This window comes from Alteromonas sp. HB246098 (genome assembly GCF_054890645.1).
The window spans coordinates 84,711-99,807 of sequence record NZ_JBTZUG010000004.1 but is presented as its reverse complement, the minus strand read 5'-3'; the positions used below and the strand labels follow the sequence as shown (position 1 = coordinate 99,807).

Genomic DNA, 15,097 nt, shown 5'->3' with positions numbered 1-15,097 from the left:
TACCTTAAGGATCTAGCCTTTTCATGCCTTCAACTTGGAGCGGGCTTGCCACTTTGCAAGGCCTATTTTCTCGACAATTAGTGCGCAAAATATCCAAAGCATACTCTTTATTAGCTAAGGCGTTGTTGTGCGTGCAGCTGTGCTTGCTGTGCACGGTATCTTTTGCTCAAGAGTCAATTACCTACGATGTTCAAGGTGTAGAAGACGCTAAGCTACGTAACAACATTCGGCTGCATTTAAGCGGACTTGATGTCGAAAAAGCATTACTAACTGACCCTTATTGGCAAGACGAAGTGGCAGAAGCGGTGGCGACGGCAGTACAACCCTATGGCTTTTACAACAGTGAAACCAAGGTACGCATACAAGAAGGGGACAAGGTCACAGTAACGGTTTCTTTGAATACTCCTCTTACTATCAACAAAGTTACCCGAGAAATCATTGGTGCTGGTCGTGAAGATAAAGCATTCAGAGAGCGTTTTAACTCACTTAAACTCAAAGAAGGTGATGTGTTAAATCAGACCATCTATGAGTCATTTAAATCTTCCATGTTTAATTACGCCCTTTCCAACGGTTATTTTGATTATTTCTGGCAGGCAACACGGCTAGATTTAGTACGTGACGAAAAACAAGCAAACGTGCTGCTAATTGCGCAAAGCGGACCTCAATATAAGTTTGGTGAACTCAAATTCGTAGGTGATGATAAAGCTAAAGCGATTATTAAACGCCTAAAACCTTTTAAAACTGGCGATGCCTATTCATCATCAGTGTTAGGCGATTTTAACAGACGTTTAAATCAGTCAGGCTATTTCAACCGGGTCATAGCAAGGCCAGTAGTCAGCGACGCAGAAGGCTTACTGGTTCCTATTGAAGTCTCGCTTCAACACAGACCTACCGATGCATTTAATGTCTCGGTCGGTGCGGCTACTGATACAGGTCCGCGAGTACGTTTGGGTTGGGAACGTCCTTGGGTTAATGACAAAGGGCACTCGGTTTCATCAGATATTTTCATCTCAGAGCCTGAACAATCAGTTACCGCCGACTACCGCATTCCAATGAAAAATATCACTCGCGACTATGCCAGTATCGAAGCGGGCTACCAGTTTATTGAGTACGCCAATACGTCATTTGAAAGCGAAACCCTTTCTTTGTCAGCACATAGATACACGCAACAAGATGGTTCGCCCTGGCAACATGATTATTCAGTAACCTACCTTAGAGAGACTTACGATCAGGGGGACCTTGATACTAATACCACCTCGTTAGTTTTACCGGGCTATTCACTAACCTATCGAGATAAAGACGACGAACTCAACATAGGCAACGGCACCTATGTTCAAGTGCTGGCTCAATATGGCAAAGAGGGTTTTGGCTCAGACATTGACTATGCTAAAACTGCCGTTGAAGGCATGTTAATTCGTACATTCGCTAATAAGCACAGAATAACTTTACGCGGAGAAATTGGAGCAATTAAAACAAACTCTTTCGATGACGTGCCTGCTTCACTTCGCTTTTACGCTGGAGGCGACCAAAGCGTTAGAGGGTTTAGCTATCGTGATTTGTCGCCGAAAGCAGATGTTATTAACCCAGAGACTGGCGAGCTTGACCTTGAATCTATTGGCGGAAAGTACCTAGTCACATCGAGCATAGAATACGCGTACTCAATTGCAGATAACTGGCGAATAGCCGCTTTCGTAGACGCAGGTAAAGCTGCAAACGATATAAGCGACTCCCTCGCTTATGGTATAGGCCCTGGGGTTCACTGGCTGTCACCTATTGGCGCTGTAAGAGTATATTTAGCCAGAGGGCTATCAAAACAAGAGAATGCTTGGCGTATTCACATAATCTTGGGGCCTGAGCTATGAGAAAACGTACAGTTTCTGCCATCTTGCTCTCGCCTGTACTGCTATTGGTTGCCATTTATGCGCTACTCATCAGCCCGTTGGGCGGCCCAACAGTAAAACTTATCGCGAACAGCTTTGTTACAAACCTTTCCATTGATGATATCGATGGCAGTTTTGCCGATACCCTTGAAATACACAATTTACAATGGGAAAACGCGCAGTGGCGCGTGGCATCGCAGTACGCCTATATTGATATAACGTGGCGTTGTCTTTTTGAGCCAAAAGTCTGCGTAAATGAACTCACGCTTGAAAATGCCACGTTAACGCAACTCGCTGCTGCTCCAGAAACCGTTGAAGAAACCAACACTGGCGATGAATTTTCTTTGCCTATTCCCATTGAAGTAGGGTATCTAGCCCTTGCAAACATTAACGTTGAGCTTCTTACCACAACCGTTGAAGTGGATGAGCTAGAGCTTGCAGATTTCAGCGGCGACCAGACGCTGGCGCTTGACAGTTTAGCCACGAAAGGGGTTCGTATAGCCCTGTTAGAACAAAATACAAAAACAAGTTCACCAGCAGCAAATACAGCTTCTCAAGCTCAGCCTTCCACGTCAAAACAGACACCTAAACAAAGTGCTGAAAAAACAGCAGGGCTAGCAACTCCAGATGAAGAAAGCGCCTTGCCTAAGTCATACTCGCTTAGCTACGAGGTGCCTGAATTACCAACAATCACCGCTCCTATTCCCATATCGTTTGGTACTTTATTGGTTGAAGACTTACACGTTACCCAAGGCGATAGCACAAAACAAATAGCATTGATATCGCTGCTCGACGCACAGTTCAAAGACAGTGAGATTGCCATTGAAGAAATGGTTGTCGCGCATGAACAAGGGGAAGTAAAAGCAAAAGCGAGCGCCACCCTTAGTGGGAACTTCCCGCTAAGCATTGCAGCTAGAGCAAAGACAGTGCTTGATGATGCTCCCCTTACCGTAAACTTAAACGCATCGGGGGCACTTGATGATTTGGCCCTTTCCGTCAACACAAAGGGGGCTGTAAACGCCGACGCTAATTTGGCGGCAAACGTGCTTAATACCGAACTCCCCATTGAATTCACAGCAAAGTGGCAAGAACAACCCATTCCAACAATGGAAAGCGCCACGTTAAAAGCAGGTACGCTGACACTTGAAGGCACTATGGGCGATTACCAGTTAAAAGGCACCGGTGCAGCAATCTTGCCAGACATAGGCAATGTGCCTGTATCCCTGGATGTTGTGCTTAAAAAGAACAATATCTATGTCAATCAGGCGAATATTGAGGCGCTAGAAGGTAGCTTAGTCAATACAGGTACCCTTTACCTAAACGAGAGTATTGCTTGGGAGGGAAAAACCACGCTTTCAAACGTGTCTGCACAGCGTTTCAGCGCTTACGCACCTGAGAACTTAAGCGGCGAGATAGAGAGCATTTTACAGTACTCAGAGCGTGGCGGGCTGCATATGAGCTTTAAAGATATGCAGGTTTCTGGCGTGCTACAAGGTGAACCGCTAGAAATAAAAGGCAACGCTGTATATGCCGGCCCCAGTGACTTATTCGTTACTAACGTAAACATCGTGCAAGAAGGGGAAAATGAAAAGAACGTTATTCGAGCTATTGCACAGGTCTTGAACAAGCGTCATTTAAACGCCGATATTACTATTAACGCAAACACAATAAATAATCTTTACCCAGAAGTATCCGGTGCGATAAATGGTAAAATATCTGCCACTGGTCCGTGGCAAAATCCACGTGCTAACGGCACGTTAGATTTATCCAACATCACTATATCACCAAATTTAAATGCCTCTGCTGCGCAGCAAGGACCGTTGAGCGGCGAGATAACACTAGATGGCACTTATAAAGATCACCAAGCACAACTAAACCTTTCGTTACCCGATAATCAAATTGCCTTCAGCCTTAACGGTTCATGGGCAAACAATCATTGGATAGGTGAGATAAGCGATACCCAGCTAGAGCTTGCTAATATGCAATGGGCGTTATCAAGCCCGTTCAAACTTGATATAGGCACTGCGCCTGTGACTGCCAAAATAGGCCAGCACTGCTGGACATCACGTCGCGAGGGAGAGCTGTGCATCTCGAACGTGAATTATCAAGACAGCAAAGCAAGTTGGGATATCAAAGCAACGTCACTACCTGTAGGGCTGTGGGCGAATGAACTAGTGCCGACTATGGTTTCAGCGCCTTCTGAAGCTACATTAAGTATTCAAACAAAAGGCAGTTATTCACAACAAGATCCTATCGATGCGACTTTTACTGCGTCAATGAGTGCAGCCCCGTGGCAATTAGGTGAAACCAGACCATTAACGCTTACCATTAACTCATTTGAAACTAGCGGTAAAATAAAACAAGGGCAGCTGGAATCAACTTCATTGATTTCTAGCAAAGAGATTGGCGATGCTACGCTCACGTTAAATACACGGCCATTTGAAGATAAGATACCTTTAGGCGGTAAGTTGGTCATGGAGGGGCTCGATGTAGCGCCGCTAAAACCTCTTTCACCCGCTATTCGCACCTTAACAGGGGTGCTTAACGGTAATATTACTCTTAGCGGTTATGCTGATGACCCATCCCTAAATGGCGAGCTTACCGTTTCTAACGGCGCAATAGATATTCAAGATACGCCTGTCACATTAGCCGACTGGAATCAAAAAGTAGTGCTTAGCGACCAAACTGCAGCGCTTGATGGCAGTTTTATACTTGGCGGAGGTAAAGGTACGTTAAAAGGTGAACTCGACTGGTCATCAGAGCCTAGCGCTAACTTTAAGTTAAAGGGCAACAGCTTTGAAATAAGACAGCCAAACATTCGTCTTAAGGTATCGCCTAATATTGACGTTGCCGCAACTAAAGAGAAGGTCGATGTAACGGGCGATATTAATATTCCGTGGGCCCGTATTGAAGTAGAGTCCTTGCCTGAAAGTGCAGTGTCACCGTCAAAGGACGTTCACTTGCGCGGAGAGCCAGACAAAGAAGAGCCGCTGGATATTGTTCATGCATCTGTGTTGGTTAATATTGATAAAAACAAAACAGAAGAGGTAAAGCTTGAAGCCTTTGGCCTTACGGCTAGCCTATTCGGCGGTATACGCGTGAACACTCAGCCGGCGTTAGTTGGCTATGGAGACCTGCAAATAATAAACGGTCGCTACAGCGCCTATGGTCAGCAGTTGATTATTCAAACCGGCGAAGTGCAGTTCAACGGTCCTATCGACCAACCGCTGTTACTGGTAGAGGCTATAAGAGACCCGGCTAAAACCGACGATGATGTGATAGCAGGTATTCGTATTGACGGGGCTGCTGACGCACCAAGCATCAACCTTTTCTCTGAACCCTCTATGGACCAGCAGGGCGTATTATCGTATCTATTAACGGGGTCTGGGCCAGATTCAGGCAGTTCAGCAGATCCTAACTACGCAGCACTGCTATTAGGTTTTGGGCTGTCGAACACGGAAACCCTTACCGGGCAGTTAGGTAGTGCTTTAGGCATCGACGACTTTAGCTTGAGTACCAATGAAAACTTGCTTTCTGTTACCGGCCAAATCAACGACCGGCTTTCGGTGGAATACAATGTGGATGTAGGTATAAAAGATAACGATGCCAATAGTACCTTGAGACGTCGACAACTCCCACCTGATTTGGCACTTAAATATCAGTTACTACCTAGCCTGTATTTAGAGGCAATACAAACCACACTGGAAGACCAATCAGAATTTGCGTTAGACCTTTATTATGAGTTCTTTTTAGGTGATAACAGAACTCGCAAAAGCGATAACGATGATGATGACAGTGATGATACCGATGAGGTTGATAATAATTCAGAGTCATCACAGAGAAGCAACGCTGAAACCTCAAGTTCCAACAAAGACAACTAAACGCTCTGTGGTAGTGCTTTGAATTTCTAAGGCCCTATTTTCTAGCGCTGCTGCGCCATACTTTCTAGCGTTTTGAGCTGCCGCTCGAAGCGCTTTTGCCTTTTGTGTGCCCATACATACCACACTAGCATTCCGATACTAAGTGATGTCATAACTATCGTCATCTTGGTGATTTTCTCTGGAGCAAGCTCCCCATAAAAATAGCGCTCTAACGATAGACCTACCCCAAAAAACATGCCTATCCAAGTTGAGTGTTTAGTCATATAAGCGATCCTGACATTATTCTTAATTTGCTTAGTCAGCTTTGCAAGATGGTCAGCAGTTTGAGTATTTTTATAAAATGCAGCTTCGCTTCTCAGCCATAGTTGGTAAGCAAGAAAAGGAATAGACGCGATTAAGATGAACAAAATTATCATTTGCGCGATATACGACATGTTGTCCCAGTATTTTAAGAAAACATAAACTCCAGGAGCAATCATTAATAAATCCAGTACCATATACCAACGCTGCTTTGTTCGTTCGCTGCGCAAACTGGACTTTACTTCCTCAACATCGATAGTCGTAACTGGCTGAGTTTGCCATAGCGCAGATAGTGCATTGTTTTGCTCATCGTCTACTGATACTGGCGAGTTCGTTTGATTTTCTTTATCTGAATTATGCATGCGGTTGCTCCTGCATGATACTTTGCTTGGCGCGTTTTAATATCACACCAACATGATTCTTAGTTAGGCCACATACGTCTGCTATTTCGTCGTAACTTAAGCCTTCAAGGGAAAGGGTAAGCACCTGTCTTGGTTGCAGTGGTAACGCTCTGACAGCGCGCAACAGGCGTTCTAAAGACTGGTGTTGGCTAGACATTTCTTCTGGGGATTTTGTGTTACTCGCGTACCCTTCAGAGCCCGTATCATCGTGGTCGTATTGGTGGGTATCAATACGCTTCACTTGACTTGCTACGTGAGTCACAGCGCGGTTGTGAGCAATTTTCAAAATATAAGTTTTTACGCTGCTATCGCCTTTAAAGCGAGACAGTCCTTGCCAGACTGCAATAGCAATTTCTTGCAATAGCTCTTGTTGCATCGCTTCGTTTGCCTCATAGCTGTTAGCTACACGGCCAAGTAGTGCTCCGTATTGCGCAAAAACATCTTCAAAACCCTGGCCCAAGGTCACATCCCTAATAGCAAAAACTGTTGTTATTTTATTGTGTTACTTCTATCAGTCTGCCCATGCCAGTTTTTATTACAAACTTTTTTCATTCCCGTTGTAATTTTTTTGAGCAGCTCCCGACTACTGATAATAGAAATGAAAATAGAACATGCTGTATTGAGAGATGCAGGCACTTCTTTAAATGCTTCGACCTTAAATGAGGAAAACATTATGTCTACGTTAAGTTTAGTTTTGTTGATTGGCAGCATCACGTCGCTTGCGCTTTTGGCAAGCTACCTAGACGCAAAATTTCAGTGGCGATTGAACGACTGGATGAATGGCGAGTGCAGTAACCCTTTTGTAAAAGCCGTTACTGACAAACAGCAGAAGCGTTTAGCGGAAAAAGATGCGCAAATTGAATCTCTGATGGCTAGGATTGAAACCCTTGAAACCATTGTCACTGAGCCTGCTTACGAGCTAAACAAAAAAATCAACGCCCTTAAGTAAACACGCTTATCAGGGGTCGTTGAATTAATGTATAGTAAAGTTCAACAGGCACTAGCTAGATACGGGTGGGCGACGCATAAAGCGGGGCACTTTCCCCATTGCAATAGCGTTACCCATCAGCACAATCACGACACCGAGTACGGATAACACACTCCAGGTATAGCCTTCAAAAAACGTTGAGATAACCAGTGCAACCATGGGGTATACCAGCACCACGTAGGCAGCCTTGTCAGCGCCCATCTGTTTTAAAAGCTTCATGTAGGCGCCAAACGCAAACACAGAACCAAAAATAGCCAAATAAACAAGTGATAGATAAAACTCAATGTGGGTAGGTATTCTTAGTTCACCAGGCATAGCCAGTGAGGTGATGAAAAGCAGCGCCATGGCGTAGCTCATAGCATAAAAATTCATTTGAATAACAGGTGTGCCCGAGGTCAAAATACGCTCGGAAATAACGTTGCCCGTTGACGCACAGAAAAAGCTGACAAATGCAATGGCAAGACCGGTGGCTAGAGCCGCGTCCATAGAGACTTTTGAAAACTCAGGCACAAACAAACACACAATACCTACTAAGCCAAAGGTGGCCCCAACCACTACTTCTTTTCTTATGGGCTCTTTTAGCCACCACCGGCGAAGTACAACGTTAATGTAAATAATGCATGAGCTCATAAGTGCCAGCAGCGCACTAATGATATGCGCTTGCGCAATATACAGCAGCGTGTAGTTTAAGCTGTATAAGAAGAGCCCTACTGCCGCCATTTTCACATGAACGTGTAAGGGAAGTTTTAGCGGTAAACGTTTAATAACACAGTATGCCCCCAAACACGCCGACGCTAAGAGGTAGCGAAGCGCTATGGCAAACGTTTCTGATGTGTGTCCGATTTGATAGGTTATTGCTATCCAGGTTGAGCCCCAAATTAGGCAACAAAGAGCAAATAAGGTCGCATTGTTCATAACCGCGTTTTAACCTAAAAACTCTGTTAAATGGGCAAGGGCTTTATCAAGCAGCTTTTGCCTGGCCCCATTCCCAATCCACGCATTATGTGGCGTTACCAATAAATTAGATAAGGGTTCTTTTAGTAATATATGGTCGATGGGCGGTGGCTCTACGCTCAGTACGTCTAAGCCTGCACCACCAATCTTGTTGTGCTTAAGCGCATGGTAAAGCGCCTTTTCATCAACCAGTCCGCCACGAGCGGTATTGATAAGAAAAGCTGTTGGCCGCATCAATGACAGCGTATCTGCGTTAATAAGCTTTTCGGTGTCTTCAGTAAGCGGGCAATGAAGGCTTATCACGTCGGCATCGGGTAAAAGGGAAGTAAGGCTAGGGCGAGGGTCGTTTTGTTTACCGGGGCGAGCAGCAATACTCACTTTCATCCCCATAGCTTTGAACAATGCTTCTACACGCTTACCAAGTTCGCCGTGACCCACGATCACCGCGTGTTTACCTGCAAGCTCGATCACTGGGTGATTAAGTAAGCAAAAATGAGAAGAAGCGGACCATCCCTGCTTATCCATATCGCGTTGATATGCCACAAAGTTCGTAGCCAAATTCAGCACTAAGGTTAACGCGTGCTGCGCCACACTATCAGTGCCGTAGCCCTCTACATTTTGAACGGAAATACCCGCTTGCTTACAATAATCACGATCGATATTGTTCATACCAGTGGCCGTTACACCAATATACTTAAGCTGTTCTGCCTGCTTTAAATCTTCGGCATTTAGCACAACTTTATTTACTAAAACCGCATCGGCTGCTCGAATACGCTCGACAATCTCTTTAGCATGGGTCTGCTGATAAAGTGTGACGTCGGCATTGAGACTATCAAGTACAGAAGTATCAAGGCTCGGTAAATCCATGGTTTCAGCGTCTAAAAAGACAACTCGCTTTTTTGGCCCATTGCGCGACGATTGTGTTTGGTTATCTTCAATTTTACCGTTCGAAGTATTGTGTTTTGTCATTGTCGATAGGCCTACATTACTTCCACAATAGATTCTAACGCTGCTTTCACGTTTACAGGAATGGGAATAGCTTTATCGGTCTTCCTATCTACAAATACATGCACAAATTGACCATGCGCCACGCGTCGCTTATTTTCGCCCGCATACACAGACAATCCATAGGTCACCGAACTTCGCCCAATTTTAATTACCCGTAGTCCAACAAAAATGTCTTCAGGATATGCCGCCGGAGCCACGTACTGGCATTGACTACTTACCACATACGCAACGGTTTGCCCGTTGTGTATATCTAAATTGCCTTTTTCAATCAAAAAGCGGTTTACCGCGCTATCAAAAAAACCGTAATACACAACATTGTTGATATGACCGTATGCATCATTGTCTTGCCAGCGGGTGGCAATAGTGACGTTATAAGGGTAATCGGCAAGTGTCGGTGTAATATCAGTCATGATCAATCCTTGGCATATACATTTAGGTGAGTGTTGTTGCCCAATCAACACAAACAGTGAACATATATAGCGCCTAAGCGCTATATCGTATTTTATTGTTTGTGCTATGAATAAAGCACCATATCGTCACGGTGAACGGCAACATCGCTTGTTTCATAACCTAACACATTGGCGATTTCTTTCGACTTTTTCCCTTTTATTAGGGTTAAGTCTCTTGCGTTATACAAGCAAAGGCCTTTAGCAATAATTTCTCCTTCGCACATCACTTCAACGGCATCACCTTGTTCAAATGAACCGGTCACGTTCAAAATACCAGTGGGTAATAGCGACGCACCTTTGCTTACCAGCGCCTCTTTCGCACCGCTATCTACCTCGACTCTGCCAGCAGTTTTAAGGGTGTGAGTAAGCCAAAGCCTTCGGGCGCTGGCCGGTGTGCTGCTAGCAGTAAATAAAGTCCCAGGTACCTTGCCTTCAAGTAAAGCATCGAAGGTTTCGCCTTTTCGCCCATTAACAATAAGGGTTTGGATACCACTGCTGGTGCACTTATCCGCCGCTTCAATTTTTGTACGCATACCACCTGTACCTACCGCAGTACCCGCGCCCCCCGCTAGTCCGTAAATAGTACGGTCGATTTTTTCCACCTTCGGAATAAGTGCCGCAGAGTCATCTTTTCTGGGGTCTGCAGTAAATAAACCGTCAATATCAGAGCAAATAATTAAGGTATCAGCCTGCGCGACCAATGCCGTGTAAGCCCCCAAATTATCGTTATCGCCCACTTTAAGTTCATTAACGGCGACTGTGTCGTTTTCATTCACAATGGGTAGTGCATTGTGATTTAAAATTTCACGTAGCGTGTTTTTGATATTTACGTAGCGCGTTCTATTGCGTAAATCATCTGCGGTTAGCAATACCTGCGCACATGGGAAATCAAAAAAGCGCTGCCAGTTGGCCATCATTAGGTTCTGGCCGATTGCAGCCATGGCCTGCTTCTCCGCAATAGAAGCGTTGTGGCGAACTTTAACTTGGCTACGACCAGCAGCGACACTGCCAGATGAAACCAAAATCACTTCTTTGCCAGCCTCTCGGCTTGCGGTAATAAAACGAGCAAGAGACAAAAGATAGCGTCCGCTACACCCATTGCCTTCGGGTGCAATAAGGGCACTGCCAACTTTAATAACAGCACGTTGCCAATTAAAACAATTCATAGGGGGGAAGAAAAAAGATAACAAGAGCTTAAGAATACGACAGTTAAAGCGTATAACAAAACGTTCTGTTACAGTTTTTTTGCGTTAAAACATGGTTAGTTTACGGTCAAAAAATTGGATTGTGCGTGCCATGCTTATATACTAGCAAGTGTTATCTTATAACAATTCTAACTTACAAGTTGCAAGGAACCTGCATGAGCACCGCAAAACGACACTTTTTCTGGCTAGCGCCAGTGTTGTCTATGCTGATTTCTCTTCCTAGTACCGCCGCTATAAAACAAACAAAAGGCGACTTTGAAGATAAATTCCGTCAGCTAGACGAAGTACTTCCTACTCCCAATGTTTATCGCAACGCCGCTGGTGAGCCTGGTCATCAATACTGGCAACAGCAAGTAGATTACGATATAGATGTAAAGCTGCTTGAAGACGAGCGCCGTATCGAAGCAAGCGAAGAAATTACGTATTACAACAACTCGCCCGATACCCTTAAGTACCTTTGGGTTCAACTTGATCAAAACAAGTTTCGTGACGACTCAATGTCTGCGCTTACTACCACTTTCGGTGGCATTGGTAACCGTGGACCAGGCACGCAAGCCGCAAGTGGCAATACGCCCGCTAAATTAAGCATGGGCGCACTGCGCCGCCAGCAGTTTGTTGAAGACAATGAACTGGGTTACACCATTTCTCGCGTTGAAGACAAAGCGGGCAATGACTTACGCCACACCATTGTTGGTACCCTAATGCGGGTTGACCTAGCTAAGCCACTAAAGCCGGGCAGCAAAGTAACCTTTGATATCGACTTTGCCTTTAATATTGTTGAAGAAGATGCGGTTTCAGCACGTGCAGGTTACGAGCACTTCCCAGATGATGAGCGCGAAGGCGGCAACGATATTTTCTTGCTAGCTCAGTGGTTCCCTCGTTTGGCGGCTTACACCGATTACGAAGCGTGGACTAACAAAGAGTTTATTGGCCGTGGTGAGTTCACCCTAGAATTCGGTAACTACGAAGTAGATATCACGGTTCCAGCTGACCACATCGTATCGTCAACAGGTGTGCTTCAAAACCCGAAAGACGTGCTTACCAAAACACAACGGGATCGATTGAAAAAAGCAGAAAAAGCTGACCGTATCGTATTCATCGTTTCTCCTGAAGAAGCTATTGAAAACGAAAAAGAAGGCACCTCTAAGCTTAAGACTTGGACCTTTAAAGCGGATAACGTACGTGATTTTGCTTGGGCTTCGTCGCGTAAGTTTGCATGGGATGCACGTGGCTATCAGCAAGGTGGTGACACTCAGCCGCTTGTAATGGCAATGTCCTTCTACCCGAAAGAAGGTGGTGAGCTTTGGCAGAAGTATTCAACAGAGTCAATCATCCACACTATGGATGTATACAGCCGTTTTAGCTTCGATTACCCATACCCAGTAGCGCAGTCAGTCAATGGTCCAGTTGGCGGCATGGAATACCCCATGATCACCTTTAATGGACCTCGTACAGAACTTCGTGATGACGGTTCACGCACCTACTCGCTAGCTGAGAAACGCTTCCTAATTGGCGTAGTTATCCACGAAGTGGGCCATATCTACTTCCCTATGACAGTAAACTCTGATGAGCGTCAGTGGACGTGGATGGATGAAGGTCTTAACAGCTTCCTAGATGGCGTTGCCGGTCGCGAATGGGACCCAACGATTCCATGGGGTGTAGAGCCGCGTGATATCACAGGCTACATGAAGTCTCAGACGCAGGTGCCAATTATGACCCAGTCTGACTCGGTACTTCGCCTAGGTCCTAATGCTTACACCAAGCCAGCGGTAGCATTAAACATTCTTCGCGAAACTATCCTTGGTCGTGAGCTATTTGACTTCGCATTTAAAGAATACGCGCAGCGCTGGATGTTTAAACGTCCAACTCCATCTGATTTCTTCCGCACTATGGAAGAGGCCTCGGGTGTAGATCTAGATTGGTTCTGGCGCGGTTGGTTTTATACCACGGACCACGTAGATATTAGCCTAGACAGCGTACACAAGCTGCGTTTAGACACTGAAGATCCAGATATCGACTTTGCTCGTGAGCGCGAAGCGGAAATGGAAAAGCCTAAGTCACTTACCGATATTCGCAATAAAGAAGAAGGTAGAAAGCTGTGGGTAGACCGCTTTGAAGATATCAGCGATTTCTACGATGAAAACGACCGCTATACCGTAACCAACAAAGAGCGCAACAAGTACAAGAAGTTCCTTGATAAGCTTGAACCTTGGGAGCGTAAAGCCTTTGAACGTGCGGTAAAAGAAGACAAAAACTACTACGTGCTAGATTTTAGTAACAAAGGTGGTTTGGTAATGCCGATTATTCTTGAGCTAGCCTTTGAAGACGGTACGAAAGAAGAAATGCGCATTCCGGCGGAAATCTGGCGTCGTACACCTAAGGCCGTAAGTAAGCTTATCGTGACTGACAAAGACAAAGAGCTGGTAAGCGTTACGGTTGACCCACATTGGGAAACTGCGGACGTAGACGTGGAAAATAACCACTACCCACGCCGTATCATTCCTTCTCGCATTGAAGCGTATAAGAACAAGCCGCGTAACACTTACGAGTACCGCGACCTTATGCACGATTCAAAGACCGAGCTAAAAACTGACGACGAGGATAAAGATGACGAATAAGTTGTCTTTATCCCGCCTGCTGCAGAGCTCTCATGCTCTGCTTGCAAGCGTTAGTGGGTTGGCTATTGCGGCTTCGCTATTTGTTAGCGCGATGTCGTTCAGCACAATTGCCCAAGCGCATCAAATAAAAGCAGCGATAACAACGGTACTGTTCAACCCCAGAACAGAAAATATCGAAGTGATGCACCGCTTTAATTTGCATGATGCTGAGCACGCGGTTAAAGCCTTATTCGATAAGCATGCAGATATTATGGATGACGTTGAAACACAGCAACAGTTTGCTGATTACGTTGCCCATCACTTTGCGATTTTAAATGCGGCAGGCGAATCGTTAAAACTTGCAGATGTGGGCTTTGAAGTTGAAGGTAAGCACTTTTGGGTTTATCAAGAAACTGCTGAACCGCCTGTGCTAGAAGGCATTAAAATTCGTCATGATGCATTGCGTGACTTATGGCCGAAGCAAGTGAATACGCTAAATGTAGAAGGCAAGGGCGATATTAAAACCCTCACCTTTGCTGATAGTGTAAATCTGCTGGAAGTGAGCTTTAAAAGTCAAAGTAGCGACCATCATTAATACCTAGCAGTATAGGTTTATGAAAGCCCACCAGCATTCTTTGTCAAACGACAGTGAAAGCTGGTGGGCTTTTTTGTTTACGTGTTTCACGGTGCCCTTATAGATAATGGATGCCTATCTCAGTCCTTGCCCCCTCTAGTTCGAGAGTCGCATTCGAATAGGGAAAATCAAATATCTAAAACACACTTTATAATTGTCGTGTGAGACCGAAGTCGTATAGTCATCTTGGCATGCATGCTCTACCTTAACTATGGATAAACAGTTAATGAGGTACATCATGACCAATAGCGCTACAGCACCGTTGCCTTCACAGGTCAAGAAAACCCAAACAAGAAGCGAGCGCCGCGCTAAAAAAATGCGTACTGCTAACGCTGTAGAGCGCGCTGAGCAAAAGGTAAATGATGAACTAACCCAAGGTGCTAATTTAACAAAGGGTAAAGCCAGCAATGCGTTCGCTGATAAGAAAAATATCATGTGGGTGCTGTTGAGCGGTGCCATGGCACTGACATTTATCGTAATGCTATTTCTGCCAGATACAGGCATGGGCGGGGGCCTAATATCAACTTATTCTGCAATGCTATGGTGCGGATTCTTTGGTGCTGCACTTTGGCGTTACAGAACAAAAAGCGGCTGGGCTGGCTTTGCTTATGGCAGCGTTATAGGACTAGTGCTTCAATTTATTTCTCAGATCATCTAAATATATAGCACTGTGTAGGCCGCACACTTTTTATGCAGTGCTCAATCTTATATTTAATTCTCTGCCTGATTCTATAATCTCAACCTTACTATCAAACTACCCAATGAGATACTTGGTGACTTATGGCTCCTATACCCGATCC

General features: G+C 45.1%; 12 protein-coding genes. 6 read left to right on the top strand and 6 right to left on the bottom strand.

Going from position 1 to position 15,097, the window contains the following annotated elements; translation table 11 throughout:
- Positions 1-23: 23 nt before the first annotated feature.
- Both ACYTPF_RS10395 and ACYTPF_RS10390 read left to right on the top strand, forming a co-directional pair.
- Complete coding sequence (locus ACYTPF_RS10395) at positions 24-1,862, top strand: autotransporter assembly complex protein TamA (RefSeq protein WP_461852159.1); 1,839 nt, start codon at positions 24-26, stop codon at positions 1,860-1,862.
- The gene (locus ACYTPF_RS10390) at positions 1,859-5,761 is read left to right on the top strand and encodes a translocation/assembly module TamB domain-containing protein (protein ID WP_461852158.1); all 3,903 of its coding nucleotides are present in this window, start codon (positions 1,859-1,861) and stop codon (positions 5,759-5,761) included. The genes ACYTPF_RS10395 and ACYTPF_RS10390 overlap by 4 nt, the downstream gene beginning before the upstream one ends.
- A gap of 41 nt (positions 5,762-5,802) precedes the next feature.
- Here ACYTPF_RS10390 and ACYTPF_RS10385 read toward each other — a convergent pair whose 3' ends face one another.
- Together ACYTPF_RS10385 and ACYTPF_RS10380 are read right to left on the bottom strand one after the other, a co-directional pair.
- Positions 5,803-6,423: a hypothetical protein gene (locus tag ACYTPF_RS10385; RefSeq protein WP_461852157.1), complete on the bottom strand. Its 621-nt coding sequence runs from the start codon at positions 6,421-6,423 to the stop codon at positions 5,803-5,805.
- Positions 6,416-6,922: an RNA polymerase sigma factor gene (locus tag ACYTPF_RS10380; RefSeq protein WP_179985062.1), complete on the bottom strand. Its 507-nt coding sequence runs from the start codon at positions 6,920-6,922 to the stop codon at positions 6,416-6,418. Before ACYTPF_RS10380 ends, ACYTPF_RS10385 begins: the two co-directional genes overlap by 8 nt.
- 213 nt (positions 6,923-7,135) lie before the next feature.
- On the opposite strand from ACYTPF_RS10380, the gene ACYTPF_RS10375 reads away from it, so the two are divergent.
- Positions 7,136-7,411, top strand: a complete 276-nt coding sequence (locus ACYTPF_RS10375) for a hypothetical protein (RefSeq protein ID WP_179985063.1) — start codon at positions 7,136-7,138, stop codon at positions 7,409-7,411.
- 51 nt (positions 7,412-7,462) lie between these two features.
- Here the strand turns inward: ACYTPF_RS10375 and ACYTPF_RS10370 are convergent, their stop codons facing one another.
- The 4 genes from ACYTPF_RS10370 to proB all read right to left on the bottom strand — a co-directional run bounded on the left by ACYTPF_RS10370 (position 7,463) and on the right by proB (position 11,027).
- Positions 7,463-8,365, bottom strand: a complete 903-nt coding sequence (locus ACYTPF_RS10370) for a DMT family transporter (RefSeq protein ID WP_461852156.1) — start codon at positions 8,363-8,365, stop codon at positions 7,463-7,465.
- 9 nt (positions 8,366-8,374) lie between these two features.
- The gene (locus ACYTPF_RS10365) at positions 8,375-9,373 is read right to left on the bottom strand and encodes a D-2-hydroxyacid dehydrogenase (protein ID WP_461852155.1); all 999 of its coding nucleotides are present in this window, start codon (positions 9,371-9,373) and stop codon (positions 8,375-8,377) included.
- 11 nt (positions 9,374-9,384) lie between these two features.
- A complete protein-coding gene (locus tag ACYTPF_RS10360; RefSeq protein WP_179985066.1) occupies positions 9,385-9,822 on the bottom strand; it encodes an acyl-CoA thioesterase in 438 nt (145 codons plus the stop codon).
- Between the two features lie 104 nt (positions 9,823-9,926).
- On the bottom strand, positions 9,927-11,027 hold the full coding sequence (gene proB, locus ACYTPF_RS10355; protein WP_461852154.1) for a glutamate 5-kinase: 1,101 nt from the start codon (positions 11,025-11,027) through the stop codon (positions 9,927-9,929).
- Positions 11,028-11,221: 194 nt separating this feature from the next.
- Here proB and ACYTPF_RS10350 point away from each other — a divergent pair, with 194 nt between their 5' ends.
- The 3 genes from ACYTPF_RS10350 (at position 11,222) to ACYTPF_RS10340 (ending at position 14,955) form a co-directional block, all read left to right on the top strand.
- Positions 11,222-13,684 (top strand): M1 family aminopeptidase, encoded by a 2,463-nt coding sequence (locus ACYTPF_RS10350; protein WP_179985068.1) that lies wholly within the window; start codon positions 11,222-11,224, stop codon positions 13,682-13,684.
- A complete protein-coding gene (locus tag ACYTPF_RS10345; protein WP_179985069.1) occupies positions 13,674-14,258 on the top strand; it encodes a DUF6702 family protein in 585 nt (194 codons plus the stop codon). The genes ACYTPF_RS10350 and ACYTPF_RS10345 overlap by 11 nt, the downstream gene beginning before the upstream one ends.
- Positions 14,259-14,535: 277 nt before the next feature.
- Positions 14,536-14,955, top strand: coding sequence for a hypothetical protein (locus tag ACYTPF_RS10340; protein ID WP_461852153.1), 420 nt, complete (start codon positions 14,536-14,538; stop codon positions 14,953-14,955).
- The last annotated feature ends 142 nt before the right edge of the window (positions 14,956-15,097 follow it).